12 protein-coding genes are annotated in these 8,857 nt (G+C 59.8%); 9 read left to right on the forward strand and 3 right to left on the reverse strand.

Features of this window, described 5'->3' with window-relative positions; genetic code table 11:
• Positions 1–318 precede the first annotated feature (318 nt).
• The gene (locus tag NW870_RS12535) at positions 319–1,065 is read right to left on the reverse strand and encodes a TVP38/TMEM64 family protein (protein WP_414375560.1); all 747 of its coding nucleotides are present in this window, start codon (positions 1,063–1,065) and stop codon (positions 319–321) included.
• Positions 1,066–1,145: 80 nt separating this feature from the next.
• Entirely contained in the window at positions 1,146–1,496 is a 351-nt protein-coding gene (locus NW870_RS12540) for a phenylpyruvate tautomerase MIF-related protein (RefSeq protein ID WP_414375562.1), read from the reverse strand.
• 171 nt (positions 1,497–1,667) lie between these two features.
• Here NW870_RS12540 and NW870_RS12545 point away from each other — a divergent pair, with 171 nt between their 5' ends.
• Complete coding sequence (locus NW870_RS12545) at positions 1,668–2,051, forward strand: RidA family protein (protein ID WP_011432209.1); 384 nt, start codon at positions 1,668–1,670, stop codon at positions 2,049–2,051.
• Positions 2,052–2,068: 17 nt separating this feature from the next.
• Here the strand turns inward: NW870_RS12545 and yidD are convergent, their stop codons facing one another.
• Positions 2,069–2,338, reverse strand: coding sequence for a membrane protein insertion efficiency factor YidD (gene yidD, locus NW870_RS12550; RefSeq protein ID WP_414328846.1), 270 nt, complete (start codon positions 2,336–2,338; stop codon positions 2,069–2,071).
• Between the two features lie 180 nt (positions 2,339–2,518).
• Between yidD and NW870_RS12555 the strand changes: the two genes are divergently transcribed.
• The 8 genes from NW870_RS12555 to NW870_RS12590 all read left to right on the forward strand — a co-directional run bounded on the left by NW870_RS12555 (position 2,519) and on the right by NW870_RS12590 (position 8,800).
• Entirely contained in the window at positions 2,519–3,352 is an 834-nt protein-coding gene (locus NW870_RS12555) for an RNA-guided endonuclease InsQ/TnpB family protein (protein ID WP_414375564.1), read from the forward strand.
• A 79-nt stretch (positions 3,353–3,431) separates the two neighbouring features.
• The gene (locus tag NW870_RS12560) at positions 3,432–3,830 is read left to right on the forward strand and encodes an RNA-guided endonuclease InsQ/TnpB family protein (protein WP_414375566.1); all 399 of its coding nucleotides are present in this window, start codon (positions 3,432–3,434) and stop codon (positions 3,828–3,830) included.
• Positions 3,831–3,878: 48 nt separating this feature from the next.
• Positions 3,879–4,865 (forward strand): glycine betaine ABC transporter substrate-binding protein, encoded by a 987-nt coding sequence (locus tag NW870_RS12565; protein WP_414375568.1) that lies wholly within the window; start codon positions 3,879–3,881, stop codon positions 4,863–4,865.
• A gap of 26 nt (positions 4,866–4,891) precedes the next feature.
• Positions 4,892–5,860 carry an ABC transporter ATP-binding protein gene (locus NW870_RS12570; RefSeq protein ID WP_414375570.1) on the forward strand — a complete coding sequence of 323 codons (969 nt, stop codon included), beginning with the start codon at positions 4,892–4,894 and terminating at the stop codon, positions 5,858–5,860.
• Positions 5,857–6,474 carry an ABC transporter permease gene (locus NW870_RS12575; RefSeq protein WP_414375572.1) on the forward strand — a complete coding sequence of 206 codons (618 nt, stop codon included), beginning with the start codon at positions 5,857–5,859 and terminating at the stop codon, positions 6,472–6,474. The genes NW870_RS12570 and NW870_RS12575 overlap by 4 nt, the downstream gene beginning before the upstream one ends.
• Positions 6,475–6,549: 75 nt before the next feature.
• Positions 6,550–7,239, forward strand: coding sequence for a sigma-70 family RNA polymerase sigma factor (locus NW870_RS12580; protein WP_414375574.1), 690 nt, complete (start codon positions 6,550–6,552; stop codon positions 7,237–7,239).
• A gap of 48 nt (positions 7,240–7,287) precedes the next feature.
• On the forward strand, positions 7,288–8,112 hold the full coding sequence (locus NW870_RS12585; protein ID WP_414375576.1) for an anti-sigma factor domain-containing protein: 825 nt from the start codon (positions 7,288–7,290) through the stop codon (positions 8,110–8,112).
• 1 nt (position 8,113) lies between these two features.
• Positions 8,114–8,800, forward strand: coding sequence for a VanW family protein (locus NW870_RS12590; protein ID WP_414375577.1), 687 nt, complete (start codon positions 8,114–8,116; stop codon positions 8,798–8,800).
• Positions 8,801–8,857 lie beyond the last annotated feature (57 nt).

Genomic DNA, 8,857 nt, shown 5'->3' on the forward strand with positions numbered 1-8,857 from the left:
TTTGGAAACAAACAGAATGCTATCGCTGCATAGTTGAACAGTGATGTTCAGCAGTGTTCAGCGTAAATGTATCAGGCAGGAAACCCTCTGTCAAGCTGTCGGCTAAGCCTCTGCCCAACGGTGAGCGTTCTCAACCCGGTGCTTTCTACACACTAGCTCGCCGAGCCAACTTATAGTCATTTCAAACTGGATTGAGACACTCCTACTGCTGCCCAAACGCTCCGCGCCGCTTCCGCGACCACCTCCAGTCCTTCTCCCAGAGAGAGAGGAGTTGGGAAGCAATGCAACAGATTTCATTCTTGTTTAAAATACAATTCCCTAGGCAGGCTCCACCGCTTCTTGTAGGGCTTTGCGGGCAATGCGAGTGACGTAGACGGTAGCGGCTATGGTGGCGATGAGCCCCACGAGGCGAACGACCCATTGGGCGGTTTGAGCCTGAGGATCCAACTCCGCGCCTTCCATGTCGGCCAGGGATCCCGCCAATGAGCCGATGTACACATACATAAAAGTGCCCGGCACGATTCCAGCGGTGCCCAGCAAGTTATCCAGAAAAGAAATTTGGGTCAGCCCCAGGGCGTAGTTGAGCACATTGAAGGGAAACGCAGGCGACAGCCGAATCAGGCCGACTATTTTCCATCCCTCACGTCCCAACGCTCGATCGATGGCCGCAAACTTGGCATTTCCCTCAATCCATTTCGCCACCTGTTCCCGCGCCAAGTAGCGCCCGATGAAAAAGGCCAAATTCGCTCCAATGGTTGCCCCGATCAGCACGTACACAGTTCCGGCCACCACCCCGAACACAGCTCCTGCCCCCAAGGTCAGCACCGAGGCTGGTAGAAGCAGCACCGTCGCTACAATGTAAATGGCAATGAAGAGGATTGGCCCCAGCAACCCCAAGCTTTCAATCCAAGCCAGAGCTTCGGCGAGCCAGTCTTGAATAACTCCAAAAAATCCCAATCGATGGGCTGCCCAAAAGATAAAAATGGCCAAGCCCAAGCCGGTAGCAAGCTTAAGCAAAATCCGCTGCTTTTGGGGATTTGTGTTGAGTTGAGGTAGCTCTTCCATTGGCTAAACTCCTACAAAGTTCTTGTGAGGCGAGCTAGGGCAAGCCAGAGTAGACAGCTCTTGGAGTGGGGGAAGTATCTTTACCCGAAAGTCGTGCCGTTCCATCCCCAAAGATAGCCTTTGGCATCGCTGAACTCAATGTAAATCCTCTTCTTGGGGATCCCCAATCGGGCCTCGATGGTGCTGCAAAAAAACTCGCTCATGGCTCGGGTTTGTTGGGCGGAAAATTGCCCGATACTCTTGATTTCTAGGTAACAACAGGGATCCCCACTGCCAGCAAAGGTCATCGGGATCCCACCCTCAAAGGCGGTCATCACGTAGGCTTCCGACTTGCCCAACTGTTCAGATAGAGCAGCAGACAGCACCTTGAGCAGTTCCTCTACTGCGGCGATTTCTGGTTGCACAGACGTTTGCAGCTTGATCAAAGGCATGGATCCCTCTCCCTCTCAACGAGTTCATCTTGGCATTCTCAGCCCCGCTTTTTGGCGATCCACCTGTGGTAGCGTAGCGACAGAGTTGGGCAAACCTCTATGGAGCAGACGAAGCCGGCCCAGCCAGAGATCGGCCACTACCGGGATCGGCCTGGGCCATGTCTTTGTGGCGTGCAAACCGAAGCTGCCCCCGCTCCTGTCGGCCCCTACAGCCAGGGCGTTACTGCTCTGGGGCCGTTTCTGTTCACCGCCGGACAGGTGGGCCTGGATCCCAAAACCGGCAAACTGGTGGGGGAGGACATTGTTTCTCAAACTCGGCAGGCGTTGCTGAACGTGCAGGCAGTGCTGGAAGCGGGGGGCACCACTCTCGCCAATGTGGTGAAGACAACGGTTTTCCTGGCCGATATGGAGGACTTTGCGGCCATGAACGAGGTTTATCGAGAGTTTTTTGCCACCGATCCGGCTCCGGCCCGCTCTTGCGTGCAGGTGGCTCGCCTGCCCCTCAATGCCCGAGTAGAAATCGAGGTTGTGGCCTGCTACCCACAATCGACCTAAATGTCTCCTGAGTCCGGCTAGCGGAATGGTTTCTGGGTCGGCGCGGATCCCGGCAAATCGGGAACTGGATCGTAGCCCCCTGGGTGCCAGGGATGACAGCGACAGAGGCGACGGAGCCCCAGCCAACCCCCACGTAGGGCACCGTAGCGCCGCACCGCTTCCAAGGTGTACTGAGAGCAGGTGGGGTAATAGCGACAAGCAGGTGGCAGCCAAGGAGAAATGCCGACCTGGTAACCCCGGATCAGGGCAATCAAGCTGCGGGTGAGGGGATCCGATTGTTCGGGCATGGGTCGGAGTCCAAAAAGCGCATCGCTACTTCAAGGTCATCTGGAACGTACCGGCGATCTCTATTGTCAATCCTTGCAGTTACCAAGAAAACTGGGTTTAAAGCCCCGCCCTAAGGCCTACGGCCCGCTGACGCGACAAGAGCGGCTTTTATCTTGCTAGACCTTTGATAAAGTAGGCTCATGCGCGTCCTCGAAGCCAAGCTCCTCAACGGCACAGCCCAGCAGTACCAAGCCCTGGATGAGGCCATTCGGACTGCCCAGTTCGTGCGCAACAAGTGCCTGCGCCACTGGATAAATCATCAGGGGGTGAACAGGGCCACGTTGTACTCCCTCTGCAAGGACTTGGCCAGAGAGTTCCCCTTCGCCCAGAAGCTGAACTCCTCTGCCCGACAAGCCAGTGCGGAGCGAGCCTGGTTTGCCATCTCCAACTTCTACCGCCGCTGCAAGGAGAAGGCAGCCCGGAAGGGCTATCCCAAGTTCCAGAAACATTGTCGCTCCGTGGAGTACAAAGTCTCCGGCTGGAAGCTGGCAGCAGATGGGATGTCCCTCACCTTCACGGATGGCTTCCAGGCAGGCACCTTTGCTTTGTATTGCAACGACAAGGCGCGGCGGGACATCCTCACCCTGAAAATCAATCGGGTGCGGGTAGTGCGGAGAGCCGATGGCTACTACGCCCAGTTCTGCCTGGACGTGGAGCGTCGGGAGAAGGTGGGCTACACCGGCGAGGTGGTGGGGCTGGATGTGGGCTTGATGCACTTCTACACCGACAGCAATGGGAACGCTGTGCCGTGTCCCAAGTTTTTGCGTCGTGCCGAGAGGAGGTTGAAACAACAGCAAAGGAGACTGAGCAGAAAGTTTCGGAGAGGGGCCAAACCCCAATCCAAGAACTACCACCAGCAGAGGAAGCGGCTGGGCAAGGTGCATCTCAAAGTCCAACGCCAGCGTAGAGACTGGGTCATCAAGCTGGCCCGGTGCGTAGTGCTCGCCTACGGCGGCGCGGAGCGCTTTGTCTAGCGACATCGTGGCGTATGAGAACTTGCCGGTGCGCAACTTGGTGTGGAATCACCACTTGGCCAAGTCGCTCGCGTAAGCGGTGCGGAGCACTATTCACGATGCCGGGTGGAGTTTATTCACCGGGTGGCTGGACTCCTACGGGAAGGTCTTCAACAAGGTGGTGGTGGCCGTGCCGCCCCAGTACACCAGTCAGGACTGTTCTCGGTGTGGCCACCGGGTGAAGAAGACGCTGTCCACTCGCACCCATCAATGCCCGCAGTGTGGGGTGGTGATCGACCGGGATGAGAATGCGGCCATCAACATCCTGCGCAAAGGGTTGGAGCTGTTGGGTGAGGAGTGGAGCAACGGTACCTTTGGGCAAAAGGGAACCGCCCCGAAAGGGGGAACGCCTGGGGAGATGAGCACCGCTGCTGTGGAGGGGCAACCTGACACGGTAAGTGCTGTCGCAGAACCAGGAACCAGAATCCCCTGCCTTTAGGCAGGGGAGTATGTCAAGGCTCAGGGAAAATAATGGTTTAATGGTGGTTTGACAGCCAAAACTTCCTGGCCCAGGCCGGAACTCTCTTGGCAGGGCCCCTTGATCTTGAGTTTGGGATCCCTTCTCACCTTGTCTATGCTGAAAACCACTCGTCGCTTGGCCCTGCTAGCCCTGTCGGGGCTGGCGGTTCTTGTTCTCGCTCCCCAGAGGGGCCTCGCCAGGCCCATCATCGTCGGCTCCAAGGACTTTACCGAGCAGTTTATTCTGGGGGAAATGTATGCCTTGGCCCTGGAGGCGGCAGGGTTCACGGTGGAGCGCAAGCTCAACCTGGGGGGCACGCCGGTAGCTCATGCGGGCCTGCTGAGCGGCGAGATCGATCTCTACCCAGAGTACACCGGCACCGGCCTGCTGACGGTGCTTAAACTGCCCACCAGCGGCGACCCGGCAGAGGTGTACGCGACGGTGGCCCGCGAGTACGAGAGCCGGTTCCGATTGATTTGGCTGGATCCCGCCCCCATGAACAACACTCAGGCCCTGGCCATGACCCGAACTAGAGCGGCTGAGCTGGGCATCGCCACCATCTCGGACATGGTGGCCAAAGCGGGCGAGCTGGTGATGATCGGGCCGCCGGAGTTTCAAGCCCGCGAGGATGGCCTACCTGGGATCCAAGCCGTCTACGGTAATTTCCGGCTCAAGGCCTACAAAGCAGTGGATCCCGGCCTCCGCTACCAGGGCTTGGTCAATGGGGAAGCGGATGTGGCAGTGGCCTTCGGCACCGATGGAGAAATTGCCGCCTTTGACCTGGTGCTGCTGGAGGATGACAAGCAGCTTTTCCCCCCCTACCAGGTGGCGCCGGTGGTGCGCAAGGACACCCTAGAGGCCAACCCCGGCATTGCCGCTGCCTTAAATGCCCTTTCCCCCCTGCTGACGGACGAGGTGATGCAGCGGTTGAACTACGAGGTGAGCGGCAACCGCAAGGAGCCGGCGGAGGTGGCCAGAACTTTCTTGGTGGAAGCCGGCATTCTCAAGAAATAACCTTGCCTGTTGCATGAGACCCTGAGGTGAGCACCGTCGAGTTCGAGCGGGTATCGCTGCGCTTTCCCCACAGTTCCCAGCCAGCTGTGGAGGAGTGCAGTTTTTCCATAGAATCGGGCCAGTTGGTGGTCATCCTGGGGCCTTCTGGCTGCGGCAAAACCACCCTTCTGAAAATGGTGAATCGCTTGCTGGATCCCACCCAGGGGCAGATTCGCTTGGACGGGCGGGATATCCGCCAGTTTCCCGTCACGGCTCTGCGGCAGCGGATCGGCTATGTTATCCAGCAATCGGGGCTGTTTCCCCACATGACGGTGGCCCAGAATGTGGCGGTAGTGCCGCGACTTTTGGGGTGGCCGAAGGAGCGCATCCGCGAGCGGGTGGACGAGCTGCTCAGCTTGGTTAATTTGCCCCCCCACGAGTACCGCCACCGCTACCCTGCCCAACTGTCGGGTGGACAACAGCAGCGGGTGGGGCTGGCGCGGGCGCTGGCCGGGGATCCAGGGCTGCTGCTGATGGACGAGCCCTTTGGGGCCATCGACGCCATTACCCGCAGCAAGCTGCAAGAGGAGATCCTGCGCCTGCAACGGCAATTGAAAAAAACCATCCTGTTCGTCTCCCACGATGTGGAAGAGGCGCTGCGCCTGGCGGATCGCATTTTGGTGATGCAGAAGGGGCGGGTGGTGCAGTTCGACACTCCCTTTCGGCTGCTCACCCAGCCGGCTACTCCCTTTGTCAGGGAACTGCTGGGGGCAGATGACATGGTACGGCAGTTGAGTGTGCTGCGGGTGGAAACGGCGATGGCCGGGATCCCGCACAACCACAAAATCCAAGAGGGAGCGATGGTGAGGCCCCAGGCCACTTTGCGGCAAGCCTTGTCCCTGCTGTTGCGCACAGGGGCGGCAGCCCTGACGGTGTGGGAGGACGGGCGGGCCATCGGCGTTTTGACCTTGGATCACATTCGCAGCTTGGCCATGCTGGAGGGGGGATCCGCGTGAGCTATCTCCTCAGCCATCCCGGCCTGGTGTGGCAGCTCACCCAAGAGCATTTGGCGATGGTGGGGATGACCCTGGGCATGGCGGTGGTGCTGGCGGTGCCGCTGGCTCTGCTGGTTCACCACGTGCGCTGGTTGGCCCTGCCGGTCATGGGGATCCTCAGCATCCTGTACACAGTGCCCAGCCTGGCTTTGATCATTTTGTTGGTGCCCTGGCTTGGCCTCAATGCCCGCTCGGTGGTGGTGGCGATGGTGATCTACACGCAGGTGATCTTGGTGCGCCATTTTTGCGTGGGCCTGCGCTCGGTCGAGCCTGCCATCCTGGAAGCTGCCAAGGGCATGGGGATGAACCTCTGGCAACGGTGGTGGCAGGTGCAGGTGCCGCTCATGCTGCCCATTGTTTTGGCAGGGCTGCGGCTGGCGGCAATTGTGGCCATTGCCATTGCCACCGTGGGCGCCAAGTTTGGGGCAGGGGGACTGGGAACCCTGCTGTTCGACGGCATTGCCCAGGCCGGTCGCTACGACAAGATCTGGGCCGGATCCCTGGCGGTGGGATCCCTGGCCTTGCTGGTGAACACAGCCTTGCTCAGCCTGGAATGGGCGGCCCGTCGTGGCTGAGGGGATAAACTTTCGAGCAGGTCGGTCTTCTCTGTAGTTCTGTGTATAGTTCTGTGGGGCGAAGCTGGGTGTAGCATGGGTGAGCAACCAGGGACTCCGTCCCGCTGGCGTGAGCGGGTGAGAGATTGGTCATCCCGCGCCGATTGGGAGCTGATGGAAGCGCTCAAGGCGGGGCAACCTGCTGCTCTGGCTGCGCTCTACGATCGCTATGCCGGCTTGGTCTATGGGCTGGCCTTCAAGATCCTGGGCCACGTGGCCGAGGCAGAAGACCTGACTCAGGAGGTGTTTGTCGAGCTGTGGCGCAAGGTTGGCTGTGATCCAAGGACTCCGTCCGAGTCGCGCGAGCGGCGGGGATCCCTGAGCAGTTTTTTGTGCATCCTGACCCGCTCGCGGGCCATTGACCGTCTGCGTTCTCAGGGCAGCCACCAACTTCTTTTGAAACGCTGGCAGACCATTCTCAGCGCCGTTCGTGTTGACGGAACGGAGTCCCATAGCAAGATCCCGCTCCCTTTTGAGCAGGTTTCCATCGAGGAGCGGCGGCAAGCGGTGCAAGCGGCCCTCGGCCAACTGCCCGAAAGCCAGCGGCAGATCCTGGAGTTGCTCTATTACCAAGGGTTGAGCCAGGCGGACATTGCTCGCCAATTGGGGATCCCGTTGGGGACGGTTAAGACCCGCTCTCGCCAAGCTCTCTGCAAATTGCGGGGATCCCTGCGCGCCCTTCTGGGTTTCTGCTCGCGTCAGCGGGACCGCGTCCTTTCGCGTTAGCGGGACGGAGTCCTAGGTTTGGAGTTGAGTTCTGGTGTCGGGATGGCCATGTCTGATCGCGTCAGCGGGACGGAGTCCTTTCGCGTCGGCGGGACGGAGTCCTTATCCACCTCGCCCCCTTTAACAGAGGAACGGGAAGAACTGGCCGGCTATCTGCTGGGGGACTTGTCTCCCGAGCAGGCGAGTGCTCTAGAGGCACGCCTAACTCAAGACCCTCGGCTGGTGGCCGAACTGCAAGCCTTGCAAGAAACCTTGGAATTGTTGCCCTACGGATTGCCAGGAGTGCTCCCGCCTGCCAGCTTGCGCGATAAGGTGATGGCAGAGGTGGGGGCTATGGGCTTGCGCGAGCAGGAGATGGCAGTCCCCCTTCACTCTCCACTGCCTGCTTTTGGGGTGGGGTGGCGCTGGTTGGGAGGCTTGGTGGCGGCAATTTTGGTTCTGCTCAGCTTGGACAACTGGCGACTGCGGCAAGCACTGCAACTAGCCCAGTTAGAGCCGGTGCGAGCATTGTCTCATCTCCTGCAACAGCCGGGATCCCGTCTGGTGCATTTGCAGGGGGAGGTGGGGACGGCCAATGTGCTGTTTCGCCCAGGAGACTGGCAGGAGGTTATCTTGGCCGCACGGGATCTGCCCCAACCGGTGGCGGGGGAGCGCTACTCCCTCTGGCTCAAGCTGGATAATGGCGAGTTCCTCCACTGTGGTGACTTTCAGGTGGATGCTCAAGGCTCTGCTCTGGTGGCCCTACGCCCATCCCGCACGTTGCCGGCAGGTACCCGCGCCCAAGAGCTGGTGATTGCGACCGGTTCCCGCCAACTGCCCGCTCGCGCCAGCGGGACGGAGTCCTTGAAACCCCTTCTGAAGGGCAAAGTGTGAGGTGAGAGGAAAGGTTGGCCTGCAAAGGTTAGCTGTGTTGGTGGGGGTGCTGCTGGCCCTTCTGGCTTTGTGGTGGACGGATCCCACGCCAACAACCCTAAGCCAATACGTTACTTCTTTGCAGGAGCGCACTCCTTCTCAACTCCACAACATTCGCCGAGCCGTCCAAAGCCTGGATGGAGTTTACATCATGCCTGCGACACGCTCACAGGAACAGGCAGAAGTGATTTTTTCCTTCAACCAAGTGGTGGGGCCGCGCAGCCTGGAACGAGGCTATGTGCCCGCGCCGGTGTTTATGGTGGCCGAAACCCTGGATTCGGTTGGGGGAGGAATCTGTCAGGTGTCCTCTAGCCTTTACAATGCTGCTCTGTTGGCAGGGCTGGAGGTGGTGGAGAGGCACCCCCATTACCGGCAGGTGGAATCGGTGCCCCCTGGCCTGGATGCCACCGTTTGGTACGGCTTGGCCGACCTCAAGCTGCGCAACCCTTTCCCTTGGCCGGTGCGCTTGCGAGTTCAGATCCGCGGCCAAAATCTGATCGTGTCCGTGCTGGGACGGGGATCCCGCCACGCCCTGAGGATCCCACCCATCCGTGTAGAGGGGCACCGGCTGGATCCCCAGCATTTGCAGGTGAGCGTGTATCGGGGCAACGAGCGCCTCTCCCAGGATCGCTATGTCGTCGCTCCCTAGCCTCTCATCTTGCCCTCATTGGCCCCCTGCTTCCGCTTCTCAGAGGCAGCTCCCCAG

It is taken from the genome of Synechococcus sp. R50.1 (assembly GCF_047462115.1).
Taxonomy (GTDB): Bacteria; Cyanobacteriota; Cyanobacteriia; order Thermostichales; family Thermostichaceae; genus Thermostichus.

Coding starts and splice junctions, on each gene's coding strand:
- NW870_RS12535 (WP_414375560.1), bottom strand. CDS start 1,065: ATGGAAGAGCTACCTCAACTCAACACAAATCCCCAAAAGCAGCGGATT.
- NW870_RS12540 (WP_414375562.1), bottom strand. CDS start 1,496: ATGCCTTTGATCAAGCTGCAAACGTCTGTGCAACCAGAAATCGCCGCA.
- yidD (WP_414328846.1), bottom strand. CDS start 2,338: ATGCCCGAACAATCGGATCCCCTCACCCGCAGCTTGATTGCCCTGATC.
- NW870_RS12555 (WP_414375564.1), top strand. CDS start 2,519: ATGCGCGTCCTCGAAGCCAAGCTCCTCAACGGCACAGCCCAGCAGTAC.
- NW870_RS12580 (WP_414375574.1), top strand. CDS start 6,550: ATGGGTGAGCAACCAGGGACTCCGTCCCGCTGGCGTGAGCGGGTGAGA.
- NW870_RS12585 (WP_414375576.1), top strand. CDS start 7,288: ATGTCTGATCGCGTCAGCGGGACGGAGTCCTTTCGCGTCGGCGGGACG.